This is a genomic window from Symbiopectobacterium sp., from assembly GCF_047692315.1.
In the GTDB taxonomy this organism is placed as follows: Bacteria; Pseudomonadota; Gammaproteobacteria; order Enterobacterales; family Enterobacteriaceae; genus Symbiopectobacterium.
This window is the reverse complement of the sequence record NZ_JBLLJS010000028.1, coordinates 48182-71282: the sequence shown is the minus strand read 5'-3', so window position 1 is coordinate 71282 and position 23101 is coordinate 48182. Positions and strand designations below refer to the sequence as shown.

At 53.3% G+C, this 23101-nt stretch carries 15 protein-coding genes and 12 pseudogenes; 13 read left to right on the top strand and 14 right to left on the bottom strand.

Annotated features, from left to right (window positions below; translation table 11 throughout):
• Positions 1-10: 10 nt before the first annotated feature.
• Positions 11-406 carry a pathogenicity island protein gene (locus tag ACMZI0_RS17040; protein WP_415673835.1) on the bottom strand — a complete coding sequence of 132 codons (396 nt, stop codon included), beginning with the start codon at positions 404-406 and terminating at the stop codon, positions 11-13.
• A 235-nt stretch (positions 407-641) separates the two neighbouring features.
• On the opposite strand from ACMZI0_RS17040, the pseudogene ACMZI0_RS17035 reads away from it, so the two are divergent.
• Positions 642-3402, top strand: a pseudogene (locus ACMZI0_RS17035) (two component system sensor kinase).
• Positions 3403-3432: 30 nt separating this feature from the next.
• Positions 3433-4068 (top strand): two component system response regulator, encoded by a 636-nt coding sequence (locus ACMZI0_RS17030; protein ID WP_415673834.1) that lies wholly within the window; start codon positions 3433-3435, stop codon positions 4066-4068.
• 40 nt (positions 4069-4108) lie between these two features.
• Here ACMZI0_RS17030 and ACMZI0_RS17025 read toward each other — a convergent pair.
• Positions 4109-5015, bottom strand: a pseudogene (locus tag ACMZI0_RS17025) (iron-containing alcohol dehydrogenase); the annotation flags it as partial.
• A 108-nt stretch (positions 5016-5123) separates the two neighbouring features.
• Positions 5124-5261, bottom strand: a complete 138-nt coding sequence (locus tag ACMZI0_RS17020) for a hypothetical protein (protein ID WP_415673833.1) — start codon at positions 5259-5261, stop codon at positions 5124-5126.
• 385 nt (positions 5262-5646) lie between these two features.
• On the opposite strand from ACMZI0_RS17020, the pseudogene ACMZI0_RS17015 reads away from it, so the two are divergent.
• From ACMZI0_RS17015 to ACMZI0_RS17005, 3 pseudogenes are all read left to right on the top strand, one after another.
• A pseudogene (locus ACMZI0_RS17015) lies at positions 5647-6141 on the top strand (GntR family transcriptional regulator); the annotation flags it as partial.
• Positions 6138-6811, top strand: a pseudogene (locus ACMZI0_RS17010) (amidohydrolase family protein); the annotation flags it as partial. The pseudogenes ACMZI0_RS17015 and ACMZI0_RS17010, both read left to right, overlap by 4 nt.
• A gap of 8 nt (positions 6812-6819) precedes the next feature.
• Positions 6820-7523: pseudogene (locus ACMZI0_RS17005) on the top strand (N-formylglutamate amidohydrolase).
• 41 nt (positions 7524-7564) lie between these two features.
• Here ACMZI0_RS17005 and ACMZI0_RS17000 read toward each other — a convergent pair.
• Positions 7565-8728 (bottom strand): mandelate racemase/muconate lactonizing enzyme family protein, encoded by a 1164-nt coding sequence (locus tag ACMZI0_RS17000; RefSeq protein WP_415673832.1) that lies wholly within the window; start codon positions 8726-8728, stop codon positions 7565-7567.
• A 157-nt stretch (positions 8729-8885) separates the two neighbouring features.
• Between ACMZI0_RS17000 and ACMZI0_RS16995 the strand changes: the two genes are divergently transcribed.
• Positions 8886-9842, top strand: a complete 957-nt coding sequence (locus tag ACMZI0_RS16995; RefSeq protein ID WP_415673831.1) for a LysR family transcriptional regulator — start codon at positions 8886-8888, stop codon at positions 9840-9842.
• Positions 9843-9930: 88 nt separating this feature from the next.
• Here the strand turns inward: ACMZI0_RS16995 and ACMZI0_RS16990 are convergent.
• The 3 genes and pseudogenes from ACMZI0_RS16990 to ACMZI0_RS16980 form a co-directional block, all read right to left on the bottom strand.
• Positions 9931-10074 (bottom strand): annotated as a pseudogene (locus ACMZI0_RS16990) (YitT family protein); the annotation flags it as partial.
• Entirely contained in the window at positions 10017-10460 is a 444-nt protein-coding gene (locus tag ACMZI0_RS16985) for a YitT family protein (RefSeq protein WP_415673830.1), read from the bottom strand. The gene ACMZI0_RS16985 and the pseudogene ACMZI0_RS16990, both read right to left, overlap by 58 nt.
• Before the next feature lie 96 nt (positions 10461-10556).
• The gene (locus tag ACMZI0_RS16980; protein WP_415673829.1) at positions 10557-11300 is read right to left on the bottom strand and encodes an IclR family transcriptional regulator; all 744 of its coding nucleotides are present in this window, start codon (positions 11298-11300) and stop codon (positions 10557-10559) included.
• Positions 11301-11471: 171 nt separating this feature from the next.
• Here ACMZI0_RS16980 and ACMZI0_RS16975 point away from each other — a divergent pair.
• The 4 genes and pseudogenes from ACMZI0_RS16975 (at position 11472) to ACMZI0_RS16960 (ending at position 13347) form a co-directional block, all read left to right on the top strand.
• Positions 11472-11964 (top strand): annotated as a pseudogene (locus ACMZI0_RS16975) (aldehyde dehydrogenase family protein).
• Positions 11964-12662, top strand: coding sequence for an aldehyde dehydrogenase family protein (locus ACMZI0_RS16970; protein ID WP_415673828.1), 699 nt, complete (start codon positions 11964-11966; stop codon positions 12660-12662). The pseudogene ACMZI0_RS16975 and the gene ACMZI0_RS16970 overlap by 1 nt, the downstream one beginning before the upstream one ends.
• Positions 12610-12843: an aldehyde dehydrogenase family protein gene (locus tag ACMZI0_RS16965; RefSeq protein ID WP_415673827.1), complete on the top strand. Its 234-nt coding sequence runs from the start codon at positions 12610-12612 to the stop codon at positions 12841-12843. Before ACMZI0_RS16970 ends, ACMZI0_RS16965 begins: the two co-directional genes overlap by 53 nt.
• Before the next feature lie 9 nt (positions 12844-12852).
• Complete coding sequence (locus ACMZI0_RS16960) at positions 12853-13347, top strand: NADPH-dependent FMN reductase (RefSeq protein WP_415673826.1); 495 nt, start codon at positions 12853-12855, stop codon at positions 13345-13347.
• 133 nt (positions 13348-13480) lie between these two features.
• On the opposite strand, the gene ACMZI0_RS16955 is transcribed toward ACMZI0_RS16960, so the two are convergent.
• Together ACMZI0_RS16955 and ACMZI0_RS16950 are read right to left on the bottom strand one after the other, a co-directional pair.
• A complete protein-coding gene (locus tag ACMZI0_RS16955) occupies positions 13481-13786 on the bottom strand; it encodes a PTS lactose/cellobiose transporter subunit IIA (protein WP_415673825.1) in 306 nt (101 codons plus the stop codon).
• A 304-nt stretch (positions 13787-14090) separates the two neighbouring features.
• Positions 14091-14979, bottom strand: a pseudogene (locus ACMZI0_RS16950) (LysR family transcriptional regulator).
• A gap of 110 nt (positions 14980-15089) precedes the next feature.
• On the opposite strand from ACMZI0_RS16950, the pseudogene ACMZI0_RS16945 reads away from it, so the two are divergent.
• A pseudogene (locus ACMZI0_RS16945) lies at positions 15090-16168 on the top strand (tartrate dehydrogenase).
• 61 nt (positions 16169-16229) lie between these two features.
• Here the strand turns inward: ACMZI0_RS16945 and azuC are convergent.
• Positions 16230-16307: a stress response protein AzuC gene (azuC, locus tag ACMZI0_RS16940; RefSeq protein WP_415673982.1), complete on the bottom strand. Its 78-nt coding sequence runs from the start codon at positions 16305-16307 to the stop codon at positions 16230-16232.
• A gap of 346 nt (positions 16308-16653) precedes the next feature.
• Between azuC and ACMZI0_RS16935 the strand changes: the two genes are divergently transcribed.
• Positions 16654-17847, top strand: a complete 1194-nt coding sequence (locus ACMZI0_RS16935; RefSeq protein ID WP_415673981.1) for a multidrug efflux MFS transporter — start codon at positions 16654-16656, stop codon at positions 17845-17847.
• A gap of 140 nt (positions 17848-17987) precedes the next feature.
• Complete coding sequence (gene ydfZ, locus ACMZI0_RS16930; protein ID WP_415673824.1) at positions 17988-18194, top strand: putative selenium delivery protein YdfZ; 207 nt, start codon at positions 17988-17990, stop codon at positions 18192-18194.
• Between the two features lie 68 nt (positions 18195-18262).
• Here the strand turns inward: ydfZ and ACMZI0_RS16925 are convergent, their stop codons facing one another.
• From ACMZI0_RS16925 to uxaC, 4 genes and pseudogenes are all read right to left on the bottom strand, one after another.
• Positions 18263-18949, bottom strand: coding sequence for a GntR family transcriptional regulator (locus ACMZI0_RS16925; RefSeq protein WP_415673823.1), 687 nt, complete (start codon positions 18947-18949; stop codon positions 18263-18265).
• 146 nt (positions 18950-19095) lie between these two features.
• Positions 19096-20060: pseudogene (locus ACMZI0_RS16920) on the bottom strand (mannitol dehydrogenase family protein).
• A 42-nt stretch (positions 20061-20102) separates the two neighbouring features.
• Positions 20103-21646, bottom strand: a pseudogene (locus tag ACMZI0_RS16915) (MFS transporter).
• Positions 21647-21676: 30 nt separating this feature from the next.
• Positions 21677-23066 (bottom strand): annotated as a pseudogene (uxaC, locus tag ACMZI0_RS16910) (glucuronate isomerase).
• Between the last annotated feature and the right edge of the window lie 35 nt (positions 23067-23101).

Sequence of the window (23101 nt, the reverse complement as noted above, 5' to 3'; positions counted from 1 at the left end):
ATGGGCGATTTTATATAGCTTCATACTTTTTTACCTGGCAAGAATGTTTCCTAACCATAATGAGGTATCGAAAATAACGTGTTAGCGCCAGTTGTATTTCAATTTCCCTTGCCATTTTTTCGGCAGAAATTTTCTTTTCATAAACACAACACAACCAGCCTTTTTCATCGCAGAAGTGCAATGAAAAATCGTGAACATCATGATGAGCACCTAACAAGGAAGAAACATAACTCAATGTTTCCAATGATAAGCCACAAGATTCAACGAGCTGAATAGCCAGAACCCAAGAGAGATTACATGAATATCCTTTCGCAGGAAGATCCGCTATTTTCATCGCGATTTCTCCTTTGCCATTGGGTTTGGATATGTCTTGAACCAAAGGGATACCTTTTAGTAAATCAAGCATGTAGGACGACCTCCAGGGGATAATTCCATTCTCGATTCAGATGAGAAACTTAGACATCAACCTTATACCTGATTTTTACTTATGGAGACGTTATATATATTTACAAATTAAAACAATTACGGCGCAAAACCCTATTATAGTTTTAGTGAAAATTATAGTTTAGGGAAAACCGACAGACGTGAATTCATTCGCCCATGGGGGCAATTTCATTTAGACACCATTCTCGGGTATGACAATGAAAAGAAAACGCTCATTGGTGAGTAAACCGACATTATTCATATCACTGTGTTTATTTATTATCTGGCTGGTTTCTGTTTATGCTGCAACCTATGCATCGTTGAACCAGGAAAAACATTATTTAATTAAAAATCTAACGCATTTTTCAACCCTTCGGGCAACGTTAACCAATCACCGCTTTGAAGGTGCAGAACGGGATGCGCAAATGCTGGCACATCGTTACTATCTGTACCACAGCCGCACGGCAGACGCGGCCATTGTCGACAACAGTGAAAGCTGTTACTTGCCCATCGATACCAGCGAGTGCATCCCTAAAACGGTACAAGAGCAGGATCGCAGCTTTATCCAGGTATACGGCACTGCCGGACAAACCTATTATCTCGACAGCTTCGTGCTGGATCGCCGTTATGGCATCTCGCTACTGCCTCCTCAAGAGCACGCGGCTGACTATTTTTCTCGTCGGCACACCGAGTTAACGGAGTTACTTGGCAGTCACGTCAACCGCAATATGTACTGGGGAGAACCCAATTACACAGAGGGAGTGGGGTGGAGCGTCTCCGTTGCGGCAACCAGCTCACTCGGTACGCTCGCAGGGCTTTCGGTAAAATTAAGCGATGTGCTTTCCTATGGGCAGCCGTTCTCAGGCAGCGATATCAGCCTCTGGCTGGATGAGCAGAATCGCATCCTGCCCTTTTTCCCACTCGAGAAGAAGAAAAATCAGGAATTACAGGCCCTGTTCAGCAACGCAACGCTGCATGATGGCTGGCAGGAAATTCCCGGCTATCTGGTGCTGCGTACCCAGTTGAAAGGTCCAGGCTGGCAGCAGGTCATCCTGTATCCCAAACGGGATATCATCAACCGCGCAATGCCTATCGTCATCAGCCAATTGCCCTTTGCGCTGGCAACGTTAGTACTCATCGCATTGATGTTGTTCGGATTACTCTACCGCCATCTGGCCCGTCCGTTACAAGATTTTGTTGATATCATCAATAAGACAGAGCGGTCTCCCTTGTCGTTGAGTTTGCCGGAAAACCGTCAGGATGAACTCGGCAGCATAGCTCAGGCTTATAATCGCTTGTTGAACGATCTGCGCGTACAGCATGACAACCTGGAAAATACCGTGGTTGAACGCACGCGTGAGTTGATTATCGCTAAACAGCAGGCGGAACAGGCCAACAAACGCAAAAGTAGCCATCTCACAACCATCAGCCATGAACTACTCACACCGCTCAGCGGCTCACTGGGTGCCCTGGAGCTTCTTCAGCTCACTCCGCTGTGTGCCAAACAAAGCCATCTGGCGGAAACCGCACGGCTGTGCACCCTATCCTTGCTGGATATCATCAACAATCTGCTGGATTTCTCGCGTATAGAATCGGGGCAAATCTCGCTGCACGTTGAGCCAACCGCGCTGCTGCCGTTGATCGATCGCGCGATGTACACCATTCAGGGACCGGGAAAAAGCAAAGGATTGACCTTGCGCACCACGGTCAGCGGTGACGTGCCCTTGCTTATCGATATGGACGGTACGCGCGTACGGCAAATTCTGGTGAATCTGCTGGGCAATGCGGTCAAATTTACCGAAGACGGAGGGATTACGCTCAGCGTCACGCGCAATGGCAACACACTGATATTTGCCGTCTGCGACAGTGGCAAAGGCGTTGCGCCTGCCGATCGCGATGCGGTTTTCACCCCCTTTTTCCAGAGTCAGGGAAACATTCAAGGTACCGGGCTTGGGCTCACGATTGCCTCTAACCTAGCACAGATGATGGGAGGCTGTCTGGATCTCAATAGCTCGCTGGGACTGGGCACCTGTGTCTCTTTTATGTTGCCCCTCGGCAAGCACAGCGCCCCCACATCGTTAACCGGAGAAATCGCCGCACCGTCGACGCTGCACCGGCAGTTGAGCGAGTGGGGGCTGACATGCCGCGTCGCACCTCGGGGGAATGCCCTGTGTGCTGACGAGCTTGGTTTTTTGCCAGGCAAGCTTTATACACTTGCCGCCCAGATAACGTCCGGCATCCCCGCCACCGATACGGAGGTTATCCCCGTTCAACCCTGGCGGTTACATATCCTGCTTGTCGATGACGCCACGATTAACCGCGACATTATAGGCGCCATGCTGACACTGCTTGGGCAAAACGTCACCATTGCCGGTACGGGTCGGGAGGCGCTGGTGTTTGGGCGGCAGCAACGTTTTGATCTGGTGCTGATGGATGTATGCATGCCAGAGATGGATGGCCTGGCCTGCACCCGACTGTGGCGTCAAGACGATAAGAATCAGGATCCTGAATGCCCTATCATAGCACTGTCAGCCAACACCGCGCCGGAAGAAATTGTGCGTTGTAAGCAAGCCGGCATGCACCACTACCTGACCAAACCCGTCACGCTGGCGCATTTGGCCGATGGCATCAGCATCGCCGCTGAATACCAACTCCAACGAGACATTCAACTGCAAGAACAAGACAACCTGATGGGCAAGGCCATCATCTATATCACCCACCCCACCATGCGACGAAAAATCCGTCGTTCACTTCGTATTCTGCTGTCAGAAATTGAACAAAATTTAAGCAATCAAAAAAACTATCACGCTGTTGCATACCCTAAAAGGATGTATCAGGCAGGCTGGTATCGGTCCATTGCTGTGCGATGTGATCGATATGGAGAACAGCGTTAAACGTGGTCTGCCATTATCCAAAGAGGAAATTGCAGAACTGCGCCATACGCTGGATGTCACTTTACGTTTGAAATGCTCACCGTAAAGGGCAACGTTTTGTTGAGAGGAATGGAAAATGAACGATCATAAAATTTTGCTGGTGGACGATCATGAGTTGATCATAAACGGCATTATCAATTTGCTGGTGCCGTATCCGCGTTTTCGCATCATTGCGCATACTGAAGATGGCCTTGAGGTATACAACGCCTGTCGTCTCCACGAGCCCGATATCGTGGTCCTCGATCTGGGGTTGCCGAGCATCAATGGGTTGGATCTTATCCCGCAACTCTGTTCACGCTGGCCCAAAATGGCGATCCTGGCCTATACCGCGCACAATGAGGAGTTTATGGCAATACGCACCCTGTCCGCAGGGGCCATGGGATACGTATTGAAAAACAGCAGTCAAAAAACATTATTGGCCGCAATCCAGACGATGGCAGCCAGAAAACGGTATATCGACCCGGCACTCAACCGAGATGCCATCAACTCCGCACTGAACACTGAAAGAGACAGCCCGGAGTTGCTGACACCGCGTGAACGGCAAATCCTGAGGCTTATCGCCAACAGCTACACCAATCGTCTTATCGGCGAACAGTTGTGCATCAGCGTTAAAACCGTAGAAACCCATCGACTGAACATTATGGAAAAGCTCAATGTGCATAAAGTGACAGAGTTGCTCAACTGCTCAAGACGCTTAGGACTGACAGATTGAGTTTTTTATACCAGGCCCCACTTTATAGCGCCTGTTAACAGGCGCTATCCCTAGCCAGGGTAATAGCCTCATGCAGCACCGCATCGCTTCGCCCTTCCAGAGCCAGCAAACAAAGATTGCCAAAACCCACCAGCAAACCATGTCCGTAGGAGCGCGTTTTATCACACACGGTAAATCCCTCGTATAGCGCATGGGCCGCCGCCGCATGTGCGCCATTGCTCATCAACGAGGTCAACCCGGCAAACAAGAATATGGCATCCAGTACTTGATCCAACGCAGGTGATGCTTGCCGTTGCCGCACCGCATCACAGGCGGCAGCACCAAACCGTGCAATCTGTTGATAACAGAGGCGGCTGTTCGCCATGGAGGAAGCGCCCAAACCACTGACATCTTCATCATACGTGATGGCGCGCAGTTCATACCACTTTGCTAGCGTATCGCCCAGCCCCGCCGCCAGCCAGCGCAGCGGTGCTTTAGCCAGAATATCGGAATCAATAATCACCGCTGCGGGTGCCACTGGCAGATGGTACAGATCGCGAAAGTGGCCATCGTCATGATAACGAATACTGAGCGGCGTCACCGCGGCACAGGTCGCTGCGATCGTCGGTAGGGTGATAACAGGACAGGATGTTTCCAGTCCTACGGCCTTGCCAGTATCCAATGCCTTCCCGCCGCCCACGGCGATAATCATATCGGCAGCATGAGTTCTCACTTCTTTGCGCCAGACGCAAAATCTGTGCTTCGCTGCACTCACCGTCGTACCAGATATCAGCGCATTTGAGCACCCCGGCATCAGCCAGTTGCGCATCAATCAGGGCAGATGCCGCCGCCAGTGCGTTCTTCCCCCCCAAAACCAGAGCACGTTTACCCAGCGCAGCGGCTATGGTGCCCAACTGGTTAATCGCGCCAGCACCACGCGCGCGGGAAAATAGACCTGTTGCATGTATTCTCCATAAATATTCAGTCGATTGGCCGAACCGGGCTCACTGTGCGCACTGGCGCAATGCCGCAATTCACTGCTGGTTGGCAGTCTCAGATCCCACCGATATCCGGATTCATTGGGTGTATCCGACTTCCAGCCAGGGCTTCACAATCACACCGAAATGCAGTAAACGTTCAGCCAATGCAGCACTATCCTGCGCGACATTCACAAACAGGAAATTGGCCTGCGACGGTGCCACAAACCATCCCATGGCGTGCAGTTGCTCTCTGAGCCAGGCCCGCTGCTGCGTGACATGCGTGCCACATGCGCCACATCAAGCAGTGTTGCCTGTGCCACATAATCGGTGTTTAACCCTTTGTTCGCGGGAATTACATGGGAGTGTGGTGCAGGAAAGCAGGTTCCAGAATAGTGCATTGCTCCCCTTTGGCGCACCATGATGATTCGTAATCAACGAGGCAGCGCGCAAAAAGACGCTTGCCACCATGCTCAGACGGCTGTCACTACGGCGGCACCATCCTTACACTATTGTCTATACATATACATACGCGCATAAAATTCTCTACACTGCACAAAAGCGTAGGGTCAAGGAGAACACCGTGGTGACACAGCAGCGCGCATCGCAACTTGCAGGCGCCATGAGCGATATACCCGCCCCCATCTATCAGCGGGTCAAGCAGGCGATTATCAGCCAGATTCGCACCGGAGCCTGGCAGCCGCACCAGCGCATCCCGTCAGAGAGCGAGCTGGTCAACGAACTGGGCGTTAGCCGTATGACCATTAACCGCGCGCTGCGCGAGCTGACCAGTGGGGGCTTTTTGCTGCTCATGCAAGGGGTCGGTACGTTCGTCACGGAGATCAAGGCCTACGCGGCCATGTTGGAAGTGCGCAATATCGCTGAAGAGATTGCCGAACGCGGGCATCGCCACAGCAGCCGCGTGTTGGCGCTGCAAAGCCTGAAAGCGGAAGGAGAGCTGGCAGAACAGTTTGATATATCGCCGGGGCAAACGCTGTTCCATTCGCAGATCTTCCATTACGAAAACGATCTTCCGGTCCAACTGGAATATCGCTACGTCAATCCGGTGGAAGCGCCGGACTATCTGCAACAGGATTTCACCACCCGCACGCCATACGCCGACTGGCCGCACAGGTGCCCGCGCAGGTAGTTGCTACCTGTCTGGCAGCCCATGCCATCCCACCGGAATACGTAGGGCGCCCAGACGCGTGGATTACCACACTCTGCGATCAGTTGCTGCCGCAGGTCACTCAAGAGCAGTTGGCCGATGCCGTAGACGCGTTCTGCGAGCATCTGGCGTTTTCACCCGCTCAGGTAGAAACGCTGTTTAAAACCGCCACTCAGTTAGGGCTGCCGGTAAAACTGCACGCAGAGCAGCTTTCCGCATTAGGCGGCAGCACGTTGGCGGCGCGCTACCACGCGTTCTCTGCAGATCATCTGGAATACCTGACGGAAGAAGACGTACAGGCCATGGCCGCCAGTGGAGCTGCTGCGCCATTACGGCGTGCCGATCGCTATCGCCAGCGATGTCAATCCCGGCACCTCACCAGCCCTTTCTCTGCTCCTGATGCTCAATATGGCGTGCACCTTGTTTCGGCTCACGCCGGAAGAGGCTCTGGCGGGTGTCACCTGTCACGCTGCCAAAGCGCTGGGGATGCAAGCGAGCCACGGATCGCTGGAGGCCGGCAAAGTGGCCGATTTTGTACACTGGGCCCGTAGCGCGTCCGGCAGAATTAACCTATTGGCTGGGTGGGCAGTTACCTTCTACCACCGTTTATCGAGGGGAGTGTTCGTCATGGAACCGTTTGATTTTCAAAGCGGCACGCTGCCGTTGCTGGTCAGTATTCCCCACGCGGGAACCCGGCTCACGCCCGAAGTCGAAGACGGACTGAGTGATGCCGCGCGTCCTCAGCCGGATACCGATTGGCATAACATCTGTATGATTTTGTGCACGGCATGGGGGCCAGCGTGTTGGTGGGCCACTATTCACGTATGGTGGTCGATCTTAATCGTCCCGCCGATGATACGCCACTTTACGCCAGCGCCACCACCGGGCTGTTTCCCAGTACCTTGTTCGACGGTACGCCTACCTTTGTCGCAGGCAAAGCGCCGACGCCAGAGCAGCGTTACGGCTATGCGCTGTTGTTCGATGCCCACTCCATCGCCTCGCACATTCCGCGCCTGTTTGACGGCAAACTGCCTGATTTGAATATCGGCACCAACGGTGGCGAAAGCTGTTCCACCGAGGTGGAAGCCGCGATACGCGCGCGCTGTGAAGAGCAGGAGCAATACAGTTGGGTCATTAACGGGCGTTTCAAGGGCGGCTACATCACCCGCGCCTATGGGCAGCCAGCGCAGCAGCAACATGCGGTGCAGTTGGAACTGGCGCAGTGTAACTACATGGAAGAGCAAGTGCCTTTTGCCCGGCACGCAGAGAAAGCCGCAGCCTTGCAGGTTCAGTTGAAAAAGATGCTGGAAAGCTATCTGGCCTGTTTCTGACCGTTTCAGGCCGGCGCAACACGCCAGCCTGAACACACCTTTTATTCCGCCAGCGCGCGCATTTCAGCGATAAGATCGCTTTTGCCTTCAAAGCCGATGCCCAGCAGTTCTGGCATCACAATGTTCCCTTGTTCCACCCGAACGGAATCAGGAAATCCGCCGTATGGCTGGAACAGATCCGGATAACTTTCATTGCCGCCCAACCCCAACCCGGCGGCGATATTCAGCGACATTTGATGCCCACCGTGTGGAATGCAGCGTGAAGGCGACCAGCCAAACTGATCCAGCACCTCCAGCGTGCGCAAGTATTCACACAAGCCGTAAGACAGCGCGCAATCAAATTGCAGGTAATCCCTGTCCGGACGCATACCGCCATAGCGCAGCAGATTACGCGTATCCTGATGTGAGAACAGATTTTCTCCCGTGGCCATCGGCCCCGGATAGAATTCACTCAACGCCGCCTGAAGAGCATAATCGAGTGGATCGCCCACCTCTTCATACCAGAACAGCGGGTAATCACGCAGCATCTTGGCGTAGGCGATACCGGTTTCCAGATCGAAACGCCCATTGGCATCGACGGCAAGCTGGGCCTCGTTGCCAATCTCTTCCAGCACTGCCTCAATACGCCGACGATCTTCCTCTATCGACGCACCGCCAATCTTCATTTTTACCACGGTGTAACCACGACGCAGATAACCGCGCATCTCCTGCTTCAACGCATCCAACGCTTTGCCCGGATAGTAGTAACCGCCCGCTGCATAAACGAACACGCGCGGATTAGCGCGCACGCCTTTTATATCAGCCAGCAGATGAAACAGCGGCATACCGGCAATTTTGGCGGTCGCATCCCAGATCGCCATGTCCAGCGTTCCTACCGCTACCGAGCGCTCACCGTGCCCGCCCGGTTTTTCGTTTTTCATCATGGTATGCCACACCCGATCGGGATCGAGATTATCGCCGCGCGCATTAAGTAGCGTTTCAGGGTTGGCTTCCAGAATCCGCGGACGAAAGCGCTCACGGATCAAACCGCCCTGCCCATAGCGCCCATTGGAGTTAAAACCGTACCCGACGACCCGTCGACCATCACGCACCACATCGGTCACGACGGCGACCAGGCTGGTCGTCATGTGAGAAAAATCAATGTAGGCATTTCTGATGGGGGAGGCGATGGGTTTGGTGACTTCACACACATCGATAATACGCATAGCCGAATCTCCTGATGGTCGCTAAGCCAGCGGCAAGAACGTACCGTTGTTACGCACTCTGTTATGCCGTTTTCTTAACATGAAAAATGTCATATCCTGCGAGAGCAATGCCCATAAAGCACGCCATACCGTCTATAGTAGAGGCAATTTTCGGCTGATGACTAATGCCGCTGTAACGCAAAATCGGCATCATTTAGAACTTGCCTGGCTGGAAGACGGGATAGCACTGGCCGAGTCGCTCAACTTTTCAAAAGCAGCAGCTGCGCGTTATGTGACACAGCCCGCATTCAGTCGACGTATTCAGGCACTGGAAGCCTGGGTCGGCGTGGCGCTGTTTGAACGCAACCGGCGCGGCGCGCGGCTGACTCAGGCGGGAGAGGTCTTTTTTCATCAGGTGCCGGACCTGATTCGGACACTCTATGCCCTGCGCAGCGAAACGCGTGACAGCGTAGAACAGCGCGCACCAGAGGTCATTATGTGCGCCACCCATGCTCTCTCGTTTACCTTTATTCCCGATTGGCTGAGAAAGAACAGCGATATCTCGCGTGATGGCGCATTTCAGTTGGTTTCCGCGACCCTGCACGCCTGTGAACGCATGCTGACACAGGGGGGAGCACAATTTCTGCTGTGTTACCACCACCCGCATATGCAGTTGCACCTGCCAACGCAAAAATTTATGAGCATTTCGCTCGGTCAGGATCGGCTGATTCCCTATAGCATTGCCATCTCGGGCACCCGTAATGCCAGGTTGTCTGCTGATGCACCGGGGGGATTTCCGTTTCTCGCTTACAGCGCGGATTCTGGATTGGGGTGTATTATCAGCAATACCGCGCCGCTACATCGCCTGACGCGCAAAATGGAGACGGTGTTCACTTCCGATTTGGCCGCCACGCTGCTGGCACTGGTGAAAGCCGGTGAGGGCGTCGCCTGGCTGCCGCACGCGCTGGCCGCTGAAAGTGAGAAAAGTGGGGCAATTTGTCGGGCAGCCAGCCACGAAGAGAAATGGACGATCCCCCTTGATATCCGGCTCTATCGCCCGGCAACACGGCTCGCGCAGGGGGCAGAAATGCTGTGGGATAGCGTACTCGTCGGGCATCAAGCGTCACCGCCCTGATAGCGCCCCGGTTTGGCCAGTTCATCAGCATGGCATTCATTGCCAGCGCGCTAAGCGCCGACCAGAGTAACAGCATCAACGGCATTTTGATCAGTGAGAGGAGAAACACCAGCGCATCAAGCGCCATCTGGCTTTTGCCTGCGTTGATACCAAAGCGACGATACAGCCACAACGTCACCACACCCGTGCCGCCAACAGACGCATTATGACGTGCAAGGGAAAGGATCCCCATGCCGATAAATGTGCCACCCACCAACGCCGCAACAACGGATGCAGGTAGCTGATGGTGATTAACATCGGTACCGCCTGCGTTGCCAGCCCCAGCGTGACGCTGACAATCAGCGTTTTTACCGTGAAAGCGCGCCCCATGCTGAAGTAGCAGAACACCAGAAACGGGATATTGACCAAGGTGAACAGCAACCCGATGGAGAGCGGTACATAGTAGGAGATAAGCAGTGCGATTCCGGCAATACCGCCTGTCACCATACCGGAAAATTTAAGCATGTTCAGGCCAACGGCGATAAACATCACGCCCAGCGCCAGTCCGTAAATATCATCCTTTAACGTATGTGCCGTTGCCAGCGGGTTGGATTTTTTTGGCACTGCCGCTGAGCTCATGATCGACCCACATTAGCCATAAGAAAAGCATATAATTCCACATATATTGATTATACATGCATTATATGCCATTAACACCCGTAATCTATGTATCCGCTACTTGCTGCGTGGGGAAAGGATGCACGGGCACATTTGTCGCACTTCCTCCAGCGCCTGCTGGATAGCCGGAAGGCGTGCAACAAAGCGGTAGGAAGGAAGCACCACCGACAATGCGTGCGCCGGCCTTCCCGGTACAGGCAGTGCAATCCCAACGGCACATACCCCCTCCGCATGCTCTTCCCGGTCGTAAGAAAAACCGCTGGCACGCACTTCCGCCATCTGTTGCAGCAGTGCAGGCAACGAGACAATCGTCTGTGGCGTTAATGCAGGCATCTGGTCGTGCAGCAGTGCTGTAATCTGCGCATCCGTTAATAACGACAGCATCGCCTTGCCGTTCGCCATGGCATACACCGGTTTGGGACGATCGTGTATCGGCACCACGCGCACGGCCTGATCGCTGATAATCCTGTCGAGGAAGATCACTTCCTGACCATGAAAGGTAGAAATATCTACCGTTTCGCGCGTCTTTTCAAACAGCGACTCGAGCGGATGGCGCAACTGCTCTGCTACGTCAGAGTAGGCATTTCTGGCCAGCTCATTGATGCCCCAGCCCAGCCGTACACCGCCTTCGCCGCACTCCACCAGATGCTCTGCCGCCAACGTATCAACAATACGTTGCACCGTTGAGCAAGGGAGATCTGTCAAACGCGCCAGTTCAACCAGGCTGGTTCCCCGTTCGTGCAGTAGCCGTAATATTTTAATTGCTCTGGAGATAACCTGTATCCCCGCCGTTTTTTTCATCGCTCGCCTCAAAACTGTATCGTAATGCGGTTAATATTGTATTTTTTTAGCTAAGCGTATGTATGTTCTCTGCGGAGCAACCTGAAACGGTGTGAATTATCAGTTGATACCCTATTAGGCAACGTAAAAGATCGCAGGTATCTTGAACAGTTCGTTTTCAGGAGGTTTACCGTGGGATATGCCACTATCAACCCGTATACGGGTGAAGTCATTAAAACGTTCCCCGACGCCACTGACGCCATCAGTCAAGCACACAACGCTTTCCTGGCATGGAAAGAAACCCCGTTTTCCACCCGAGGTGCCATTCTACAAAAGGCAGCCACGCTGCTTCGTCAACATAAAGAAGAAATGGCACGACTGCTGACGCTGGAAATGGGCAAGCTGGTCGCAGAAGCGCGGGCTAGAAGTGGAGCTATCCGCTCAAATTTTCGAGTATTACGTCAAACATGCGGAAGGGCTGTTGGCACCCGAAACGCTGCCGGTTGCCAACCCGAAAGAGGCCACCGCGCGGATCGTGCACGAACCGCTGGGCGTGCTGCTTGCTATCGAGCCGTGGAACTTCCCTTATTACCAGATTGCGCGCATCATCGCACCGCAGCTTTCTGCCGGTAACACCATTCTGTTGAAACATGCTTCCAACGTGCAGCCCGGTTTGAAAAACTGATGCACGATGCCGGATTGCCCAAAGGGGCATTTACCAACTTGTATGCCACCCGCAAGCATATCGAAATGATCCTCAACGATCCGCGCGTGCAGGGCGTGGCTTTGACCGGTTCGGAAGGCGCCGGCGCGACAGTGGCCCAACAGGCAGCACAAGCACTGAAGAAATCCACGCTGGAATTGGGCGGTGCTGATGCCTTTGTGGTGTTAAAAGATGCCGATTTAGAAAAAACCGTCAAGTGGGCCGTGTTTGGCCGCCACTGGAACGGCGGGCAAGTGTGCGTATCTTCCAAACGTATGATCATTGAAGATGCGGTGTATGACGCATTTCTCGATCGCTACACCCAGGGCGTTGCCGCATTACGCACAGGCGATCCGTTGGATGAAAACACCACGTTGGCCCCGCTCTCTTCCCAACAAGCCGCTGATGAAGTGAGACAGAAGATCCAACTGGCCGTGTCGCACGGCGCAACGGCGCTGGAAGTGGGCCCCAAAGTGCCGACCCAAGGCGCATTTGTACAACCGACGATCCTCACCGACGTTACACCGGATAATCCCGCATACCATATGGAATTTTTCGGCCCGGTCTCTATGCTGTTCCGCGCTAAAGATGAAGATGATGCGGTACGCATTGCCAACGATTCACCGTTTGGCCTTGGGGGTTCTGTGTTCACGCGTAACGGTCGGTCAACACGGGGCTGAGGTTGCCGCTCGCCTGTCAACCGGGATGGTGTATGTTAACCACCCAACCCGCGTAAAAGCCGATCTGCCGTTTGGTGGTATCCGCCGTTCCGGTTATGGACGCGAACTGACCGGCCTGGGCATTAAAGAGTTTGTGAACCACAAACTGATTTCTATTGTTGATATTGATGCTGAATTTTAAGGAAACGCCATGAGCACCCTACGACTATTGGGCATTGCAGGCAGCCTACGCCGCACCTCTGCGAATAAAGGGCTGTTGCGCGCGGCGCAGGCAGCGCTGCCTGCCAATACCACCCTTGAGATCGCCGATCTGCTGGATGTGCCGTTCTACAATGCTGATCTGACCGAGATCCCCGCTGCCGTGCAGCGCATCGCACGTCAGGCGCAAGAGGCTGACGGATTTGTCTTTGCCTGTACCGAGTACAACTACTCCGTAGCACCGGCGTTAAAAAACATCCTCGACTGGCTTTCACGGCTGCCAGACAGCCAGCCGCTGAGCGGCAAACCGGTGGCGCTGATGGGCGCAGGCGGCGGCATGGGCACCTCACGCGCGCAGTATCACCTGCGTCAGAACGCCGTGTTCCTGAATCTGCAACCGCTCAACAAACCAGAAGTGTTCGCCAACGCTTTCGCAGGTGGTTTTGACGATCAGGGCAATTGCATGACGAAAAAATCGCTGTGCTGATCGGCGAACAGATGAACACGCTGGTCGCAACAATCAAGGCCACGCGCTAATAGGCTGATAACGCTTGCCTGTACCGTCCTGAATAAAGACGGCGCAGGCATATTCTTGTCATCAGGCTATCCGTATCGTCTGACTAACGTTGATATAAATACAGCATCTCGTTCGCCAACTCCCGCACTAGCAATGACGTTATCAAGTAATCCTGCGCATGCGCCATGATGGATGTCATGGGCATCACCGTTTCTCGTGCAACCAACTGCGTTTGAACCTGATGCGCCAATCTTGCAAACCGATCTGCGCGGGTCATTAACGCATTGGCTTGTTCAACTTGTCCATAGCGCGCCGCCTGCAATGCTTCCAGACACAAGCTGCGTGACTCATCCGCATTGACAATGATTTCCATTGCCGCTTCTTCTGCTTCAACCATTGCTTCAACCATCGTAATACCACCCCTATTAGGCATTGAATCAGAACCGTGCTGTTTCACCCTCCTGGTCGCACTTACAACACGCCTCCATCGTGCTGCCGTACTGCCAGATCCTGTGCACAAGACTGTGTGGTTTTTACCGTTGTCTTTTTTAACAATATTGTACCTGTTCACAGGCATCGATAAATGTCCCAAATGGCACAAGACAGGTCATCGCCGTATTCACGGCGACATCCGGCGAGCGTAAGGGATTAAAATTGATACGATAACGATCGCAGATTTGAGCGTCTTTAATAAAACGCGACACGGTTTCAATCTAAACAGCTATTTCTGCCTGAAGATAGCGGACAAAGGTGGTGATTCTGGCGGGAACGTGACGCCGCTGCTGATAGACGGCGTGAATGCCTGCATCCTGTGTCGTGAAGTCTGGCAGCAAAGCCACCAACGCCCCCCTGTTCCAGATAAGGTTCAACATCCCAGGCGGAACGCAACAGCAGGCCTCTCCCATCCAGCGCATAACGCATCACCACTTCGCCGTCGTTACTCGACAGATTGCCTTCGGCTTTATGGCTAAACTCCTGGCCGTCGCGATAAAAACGCCAAATCGCATAATCACTTTCATACTGGCGCAGCACCAGACAGTTATGCCCGGCCAGTTCCGCCACCGTCTGCGGCACGCCGGCCCGGGCCAGATAGGCTGGTGAAGCACACAGAATACGGCGATTGGTGCGCAGCTTGTGAGCAATCAGGCGTGAATCAGGAGGCGTCCCCACTCGGATATCAATATCGATACCGGCATCAAGCATATTGATTGGCTGGCTCGACAGTTGCGGTTGTATCTCCAGTTCCGAATGCAACAAGGAGAAAGCGGAAACCAGCGGCGCAATATGACGTCGACCAAAGTCAAACGACGCATTCACTGTCAGCTTGCCGCGTAACGTCATTTGGCTGCGGCTAACCGCATTCTCCAGCTCGGCGATCTCCTTCAGGATGGGAAGCGCGCCTTCACTGTAGAGTTGCCCTTCCAGCGTCAGCTCTAAACGCCGGGTGGTGCGTTGAATCAACTGCACTCCTAATCGATGCTCCAGCGCGCTAAGTCGTTTACTGACAGCGGGAAGAGACAATCCCATCTCTCTGGCGACTGCCGTCAGGCTGCCCAGAGAGACAATGCGACTGAAAAACAGCAGGTCGTTTACCGCGCGCATAGATTATTACCTTTAATTCAACAATAGCTTTCCCTTGTAGGCTTATTGTTCATCATTTCGACAGGAAATACACTCTTTGGGTCTGCTAATAGAAAAACAGGAATGCCCTTATGTCTGTACCGCGCTACAAGATTGCCGTCATCCCAGGGGATGGCATCGGAAAAGAGGTAATTCCAGAAGGCGTACGCGTTGTTACGCGCGCTGCCGCGCAGTTTGGCATTGAATTGCAGTGGGAATGGTTTGATTTTGTCAGCGCCGACTACTATCTCAAGCATGGCAAAATGCTGCCGGACAATTGGTTTGAGCTGTTGAAAGGCTTTGACGCCCTCTATTTTGGTGCCGTTGGCTGGCCAGAGGTGGTGCCCGACCATGTGTCGCTCTGGGGATCGCTGCTCAAATTCCGCCGCGATTTCGATCAGTACGTCAACTTGAGCCCGTGCCGCTTGATGACCGGCGCCAAAGCCCCGCTTGCCAACCGCAACCCCGGCGACATTGATTTCTACGTGGTGCGGGAAAATACTGGGGGGGAATACTCCAGCGTCGGCGGCCTGATGTTTGAAGGCACTGAGCGTGAGATCGTGATGCAAGAAACCGTGATGATGCGTGTCTGCGTCGATCGCATCCTGAAATTTGCCTATGAACTGGCGCAGAAACGGCCAAGAAAGCACCTGACTTCTGCCACAAAATCCAACGGCATTCGATCACCATGCCATATTGGGATACCCGCGTTGCCGCGATGGGGCAGCATTACCCGGATGTGAAAGTCGATAAGTTCCATATCGATATTCTCACCGCCAATTTTGTGCTGCATCCTGACTGGTTTGACGTGGTCGTCGCCAGTAACCTGTTTGGCGATATCCTGTCCGACCTTGGCCCCGCCTGCACGGGCACCATCGGCATCGCGCCTTCCGCCAACATCAACCCCGAGCGCAATTTCCCCAGCCTGTTTGAGCCGGTGCACGGTTCTGCCCCCGACATCGCCGGTAAAGGCCTTGCCAATCCGATTGGTCAAATCTGGTGCGGTGCCATGATGTTGGAACATCTGGGTCACGAACAGGCGGGCGCGGCCATTTTACGGACCATCGAAACCGTGCTGGCGCAAGGCCCGGCGCTGGCCCCTCTGACCCGAGATTTGGGCGGCAGCGGCAATACAGAAACCTTAGGCCGCACTATTGCTGATGCACTTTGAGGCCAGAGCGATAGACATAAAAAAAGCCGTTTTCACGGCTTTTTTTATTTTGCGATGGCTATCAGTACATAGCGCCCGGCGGAACATCTTTGTGGGCAAGAACATAGGCAGCCAGGATTCTTTTCAGTAAGTTACGCACGATTTTTGGCCTTTTTAACGTTACCGATAATGAAGTTGCAGGTGATGTTGTCTTCTGTTAACAGAGTGTACGCTTGTCATTTTTACGATGCAATTTTTTGTGATGCGTATCACAAAAAATTTGTATGTGTGCTGTAGCGTTCAGAAACTCGCGATATTCACACGTGCGGGTAGCTCATCTCGGCGTTCGTTATGTTATCTTATTAAAATATGAAGAACTTTTAATCACTTAGAGTGATAGTTTCCCGGCTGTCGCCGTGAAGGCAAGTTCGTTAAGCAGCCAACATCGCGCCGATATCGCTGTTTTACCCGTAACGCTGCCGCGCTGCAACGGCATGCAGGACGCCATGGAAACCTGGAAACTCAACTTATACGCCGCCTGGGTGGGATGCTTTTTTACTGGCCTTGCCATGAGCCAGATTCTGCCGTTCCTGCCGCTCTACATTGAGCAACTCGGCGTCACCGGCCACGCTTCACTGAGTTTGTGGTCTGGGCTGATTTTCAGCTCTTCGTTTCTGGTCTCAGCTATCGTCGCGCCGCTGTGGGGCAGTCTGGCGGATCGCAAAGGGCGCAAGCTGATGCTGCTGCGCGCCGCGCTGGGTATGGCTATCGTCATGGCGCTACAGGGCATGGCCAGCAACGTCTGGCACCTGTTTATCCTGCGCACGCTGATGGGGCTGACCTCCGGCTATATTCCTAATGCCATGGCGTTGATCGCCTCGCAAGTGCCACGCGAAAAAAGCGGCTGGGCGCTCGGCACACTCTCTACGGGTCAGGTAGCTGGCGTGATTATCGGCCCACTGCTCGGCGGCTTTCTCGCCGACCACGTCGGGTTACGCGTGGTGTTCTTTATCACCGCAACCTTGCTGTTTCTGTGCTTTTTGATCACCCTGTTCACCATCAAAGAAGGGGTGATCAAGGTGACTAAAGCGAATCGCCTCAGCGGCAAAGCCGTGTTCTCTTCCCTGCCCTACCCGGCGTTGATCGTCAGCCTGTTCATCACTACCATGATGATTCAGCTCGCTAACGGCTCCATCAGCCCAATATTGACTCTATTTATTCGCGAACTAACGCCAGACACCAACAATCTGGCCTTTCTCAGCGGCGTGATCGCTGCCGTCCCCGGCGTCTCCGCACTGCTCTCAGCGCCTAGGTTGGGCCGTCTGGGCGACAAGATCGGCGCGCACCGCGTGCTGATCGCCGCGCTGGGAGCCTGCGTGCTGCTCTTTTGTCTGATGTCCACGATCAGTGATTCGTTACAGCTAGGAATACTGCGTTTTCTGTTGGGTTTTGCCGATGGCGCGCTAATGCCAGCCACGCAGGCACTGCTGCTGAAATACAGTAGCCAGCAGGTGACCGGGCGGATTTTTGGCTACAACCAATCCTTTATGTACCTGGGCAATGTGGCTGGCCCGCTGCTCGGCTCCAGCGTTTCCGCCATGATGGGATTTCGCTGGGTGTTCATCATCACCGCACTGCTGGTGTTGGTTAATACGCTGCATATCGCCTGGCGCTTCCGACAAATCCCCGCCAAGCCCTGACCGCCCACCGTTATCTCATGGCGTAAATAACGCCAGGATTTATATACAGATTATTCATAAATGCCCCTTTACCTTGGCGACAGCCACCGTTCGGCAGTAGGATCGATAGCGGTTTTTTGTGGTCAACGAAGGAGGTTATTATGTACACAGCGTATGACAGATACAGAAACCCGCTCGAAACGGGCTGTCGTGTAATGCAAAACGGTTCTCGTCTGGTCGGCACCATCGCCGCCATTCATGCGGATAAGCTAAAACGAGAAGAGGTGCGTAAAGCCAAATGCGTGGAACTGAAAGGGGTCAGCGACTACTTCTCCCCTGATGAACAGATGCGTTTGGGCCGCGCATAACACGGCTTTCGTTTCCCTTCGGGCGTGTTATCGCGCCCGATGCTGGTTTTCTCCCGCCGCCAACCCCGTTATGGGTGATCAAACCAATCGCGATTTTGCTCTGCTATCGGCGTTATCGAGTAGATCATCTCTTGCAGATGCTCACGGATTGCCGCTTCCGCCGCATTAGGATCGTGCGCTTTCAGGCTGTTAAAAATCAGGTAGTGCTGCTTGATCAGGCTCAGCGGTGGTGAGACCTGGCTTAAGCTGAGAAAACGTACCCGGTCCATGGTTGCTTTGATTGACTCAATGGTCTCCCACGCCAGCGGACACCGCGCAACCTGCGTCAACAGTTGGTGAAAATCGTCATCTAGGCTGAGAAACTCGCGTATCTGCTCATTCTGTGCCGCCAGTTCCTGCCGATGCAGATTGTGCTCCAGTACCAGTAATTGCTCATCGGTCACGAACTCTGCGGCACGACGGACAATAGCGCACTCCAGTGCCTGGCGAATAAAACGCGCGTCAGCCACCCGTTGTTCCGAAATTTTCATGGCGAAAGTGCCGCGCTGCGGCAATACCTGAACCAGCCCCGCTTCCGCCAGTTTGATAAACGCCTCGCGCACCGGCTGGCGCGAAACGGAAAAACGGGTCAATATCTCTTTTTCTGACAGCAAATTACCCGGCGGAATGGCGCACTCCACGATATCCTTGCGCAGGATGCGATAGATTTGCTGATTTACCGGCTCATTGCTGTTGATCTGAAAGGAAGTTTCCATACATCGCTTTTAACTATTCGAAAGATTACCCGTCATGATACATGCTAATGCTTTGCCTACCGCCTTTTTCCGTCATATTTTTCTCTGCTTCAAACGTAAAAAACGTTATCCGCACTGCGGATAACGTTGCTTACTAAGAATAGGTATTACCAGACCAGCGTGCGCAGCGTTTGTTTCACCCCATGCTGAAGCAGTGGCAGGTAGTAGCGAGTCACTGTCGCAACAAACTCGCGTTGCTGTGGCAAGTCTTGTCCAAAGACAGCCTCCAAGCCCAGCAACGCCTGAACGCGGGCTTCCCCCTGAGCACTGTTACGCACCACCTCGGCCAATACATCACGCAGCGGATCGCTGATATCAATGGCATTCCCCTGCTCATCCACGCCGCCGACATAACGCATCCACCCGGCCACACCGAGCGCCAGCATGTCAAAACGGCTACCGTGCGCCAGATGCCAGCGAATGGAATCCAGCATACGCTGTGGCAGCTTCTGCGAGCCGTCCATGGCTATCTGCCAGGTACGGTGCTTCAGCGCACGGTTGCGGTAGCGCTGCAACCGTGCGTCGGCGTAAGCAGCCAGATCGACACGCTGCGTACGCAGCGTGGGAGCCTGTTCTTGCAGCATCAGGTGATGTGCCGCTTTGACTAACGCCTCATCCTGCATGCAATCACTGATATACTCATAGCCCGCCAGATAGCCGAGATAGGCCAGGAAAGAGTGGCTGCCATTCAACATGCGCAGTTTCATCTCTTCATACGGCAGCACGTCTTGTACCAGCTCCGCCCCCGCCTTTTCCCATGCAGGACACCCGTTGACGAAGTTGTCTTCAATCACCCACTGAAAATGCGGCTGGTCCAGCCATCATCAGCCATTTCCGACACTGACCAGAGCAGATCCTGCTGGCAAATATCCTTAATTTGCTGCTCACCGCCAATCAGGTTGATTTCACAATAGCCCCAATCGCTGCCGAACTGTGCGGCCAGTTTGTCGGCACACACCGCCTGATGGGCGCGATGAAACGCGCCGAAACCAATGTGGGCAATGCGTGCTACCAGTTTGTTGCGGTCGTATTCAGGCACCGCAGCTTTTGCCTGTAAGAGAGACGTTGTCACGACTGTTTTTCCCAACGTGGATGCTTGCGCATCCGATTACATTTACTCACCCACCGTTGAGGCCGTGCGCGGCCCTTTCACCGGTGACGCGTCGTTCTGATTCCACAGGGTGTCATAAGAGTGCCCGGTTAAATCCTCAACAATACGACGTGCTTCTGGTGCTACATCTTGTTTTCTGCCATTGGCTTTCAGGCGTTCCACTTCGTCCACAAACACCTTGTGCGTGGTTTTATTCAGATGTAAGGTCAATGCCTGCCACAGCGCTATCAGCAACAGGCTGGCGGTACCAATAAACATCAGGCCAGCAATGGTTTGAATCGCTTCCTGCGGTTGTGCCTGGCTACCTTTGACAAACCCTCCCCACTGCAACAGCAGGCCAACAATAAAGGTGGCAATGGCAACCGTGGTTTTGCGTGAGAAGGTCATCACCGCAGCAAATAGTCCTTCACGGCGCTGGCGGGTGATCATCTCGTCAATATCAGGAATGAACGGGAACACGTTCCACGGGGTGAACTCCAGCACGCAGCGACCCACCTGATAGAAACCCACCAGCGCCACCAGCATCACCATCTTGTTTTCTACCGGGAAGCGGTAGACATAGAAGAAGCCGGCCAGACACAACATCATCAGCGTGTAGGCAAAGATATACAGACGCGATGGGCCGTATTTGATGATCGCCAGCCCTGCCAACAGCGTCACCGGCAGCCCCACAATACTCACGGAGAGCAGACTTCCAGCAAACGCAGAGGAAACGTTCAGACAGTAGACACAGAAGAACACAAACACCGTGTTGTAGACATCTTTCGCCGTGAAGGAGAACAGATAAATCGCCAGGTGTTTTCTGAAAGCACGCACACGCAGCGTTGATAAGCAATCCTTGAACAAGCCGCCCAGCATCCGCAGTTTTTCACCCAGCGTGCGCGGCGGCGCTTCCGCTTCCAACTCGGCCAGCATCTCCGGCGTCAGCTCGCGCTCCCAGGCCACTTTCCAGGAGATGAATACGCACACCATGAAGATAACGGCAAACATCACACCGTTAATCAGGTAGGCGTTGGCATCGTGTTCACCGTAATGCTTGATCAGCAGGCCAGGAATAAAGGTCGCAAGAAACGTCCCCAACGCCGAGAGGAACATGCGGCAGGTGGAGAGCTTGGTGCGCGAGTTAAACCCTTTGGTCATTTCGGACGGCAGCGTCTCCCACGGGATAAGCACCATCGCGGCAATGATTTCAAACGCCAGGTACACCGCCAGATAGAACCAGTAATTCATGCCGTTGACCCACAGCAGAGAATAAACCAGCATCAGCGGCGAACCGACTAACAGCAAGAATCTGCGGCGGCCAAATTTCTTACCGAAATAGTTTTTATAAAAATGGTCGGTAAAACTGCCCATAAACAGGCTGACAATCGCGTCGACAATACGGGCGATGGCAACAATTGATGCGGCTTCTACCGGTGTCAAATCCACAAAGGTGGTATAAAAAAGAGTAACCAGGCCCCGATAACGGTAAAGGCACCGCCACCCATAATATCCGTCAGACCATAACCGATACTGACCGGTATAGTCACTTTCTTAGAACCAGACATATTCTATCCTCATTAAAATGAGAGTAATAATCAGAATTTAAAATAGTGTAGGGCGTTATCGTGAAAAATATTTCTTACCATACGTTGCAGGATAATGTCATCCGCAGGAAATTCCCCGGCATCAATCCATTGTCCGATTAAACCGCACAAAATACGGCGGAAATAATCGTAACGCGGGTAAGAAACAAAACTGCGCGAATCGGTCAGCATACCAACAAAGTTCATCAGCAGCCTTTGATCCGCCAGCGCGTTAAGCTAGCTCAACATGCCACGGCGCGTATCGTTGAACCACCAGCCAGAACCGAACTGAAGCGGCGATTTAACACCCTCCTCACCAGACTGGAAGTTGGCAATCGTCGAGGCCACAATGTCATTGTAGGCCGCGTAAAGGTTATAAATGATTCTCCTCGGCCATTGCATTAAGAAATGCATTAAGATTGGCAGCCAATCGGGGTTGATCGGCAATAGCATCAAACCCGCTATTTATCCCAACTTTTTTCCAACATACGTTGGTTATTATTACGGATCGCGCCGAAATGAATTTGCATTGCCCAATCATATTTTTTATATAACCGGGCCAGCGTAATAAATAATACGCTTTGCCAAATACTCTCTTCCGCAGATGTGATTATTTCACCCTGCATTTTTTTCTGGAATACCGTATCACTCTGTAACGTCGTGAACGGCGTAAAGGTTAAATCCCCCAGTCCGTGATCGGAAATGCGGCAGCCGACCTCATGGAAAAAACGCACTCGTGCTTCCAGCGCGCGCTCAAAATCAGTGAACCGGGTAATGGTCTCACCGGTCAATTCAGTCAAACGCACCAGCGCGGAAGAGAACTGATGACGATCGTGTGAGAAAAACTCATCCGGGCGGAAGGTCGGCAGCACCCTGGGGGTAAAACTGGCGTCCTGTTTTAACAACTGGTGATAGTGAAGAGAGTCCAGCGGCGAATCCGTGGTGCAGATAACCTCAACCCGAGAGCGCGTCATTAACGCACGCGGTGTGAAGGCATCATCCTGCGACTGGCGGTTACAGGCATCCATGATGTCACGCCAGTTACGGCTGCTCAGCAGCTCGTCAATACCGAAGTATTGTTTCAATTCCAGATGCGTCCAGTGGCGGAGCGGGTTACCAAACGCCGCTTCAACGGTTTCGGCCCACTCCTGAAACTTCTCTTCAGGGGAGGCGTTGCCTGTGATCTTTGCTTCTGGGATACCGTTGGCGCGCATGGCGCGCCATTTATAGTGATCCCCCGCCAGCCACAGCTCTGTGATACTGCTGAAACGGCGGTTTTATAAATGTCTTTTGCTTCCAGATGGCAATGGTAATCAATAATCGGTAGATCCCGCGCCACCTGCTGATAGAGTTTGACCCCAGTCGGGCTGCCTATCATGAAATTGTCGTTAATCAAGCTCATTACTTTTCTCCCGCATCATCACAGTAGATGACGAC

Bases quoted from the DNA above. Each gene is read 5' to 3' on its own strand.
- ACMZI0_RS17040 (WP_415673835.1), bottom strand. From the start codon at position 406: ATGCTTGATTTACTAAAAGGTATCCCTTTGGTTCAAGACATATCCAAA.
- ACMZI0_RS17030 (WP_415673834.1), top strand. From the start codon at position 3,433: ATGAACGATCATAAAATTTTGCTGGTGGACGATCATGAGTTGATCATA.
- ACMZI0_RS17020 (WP_415673833.1), bottom strand. From the start codon at position 5,261: ATGGGATGGTTTGTGGCACCGTCGCAGGCCAATTTCCTGTTTGTGAAT.
- ACMZI0_RS17000 (WP_415673832.1), bottom strand. From the start codon at position 8,728: ATGCGTATTATCGATGTGTGTGAAGTCACCAAACCCATCGCCTCCCCC.
- ACMZI0_RS16995 (WP_415673831.1), top strand. From the start codon at position 8,886: ATGACTAATGCCGCTGTAACGCAAAATCGGCATCATTTAGAACTTGCC.
- ACMZI0_RS16985 (WP_415673830.1), bottom strand. From the start codon at position 10,460: ATGAGCTCAGCGGCAGTGCCAAAAAAATCCAACCCGCTGGCAACGGCA.
- ACMZI0_RS16980 (WP_415673829.1), bottom strand. From the start codon at position 11,300: ATGAAAAAAACGGCGGGGATACAGGTTATCTCCAGAGCAATTAAAATA.
- ACMZI0_RS16970 (WP_415673828.1), top strand. From the start codon at position 11,964: ATGCACGATGCCGGATTGCCCAAAGGGGCATTTACCAACTTGTATGCC.
- ACMZI0_RS16960 (WP_415673826.1), top strand. From the start codon at position 12,853: ATGAGCACCCTACGACTATTGGGCATTGCAGGCAGCCTACGCCGCACC.
- ACMZI0_RS16955 (WP_415673825.1), bottom strand. From the start codon at position 13,786: ATGGTTGAAGCAATGGTTGAAGCAGAAGAAGCGGCAATGGAAATCATT.
- ACMZI0_RS16935 (WP_415673981.1), top strand. From the start codon at position 16,654: ATGGAAACCTGGAAACTCAACTTATACGCCGCCTGGGTGGGATGCTTT.
- ydfZ (WP_415673824.1), top strand. From the start codon at position 17,988: ATGTACACAGCGTATGACAGATACAGAAACCCGCTCGAAACGGGCTGT.
- ACMZI0_RS16925 (WP_415673823.1), bottom strand. From the start codon at position 18,949: ATGGAAACTTCCTTTCAGATCAACAGCAATGAGCCGGTAAATCAGCAA.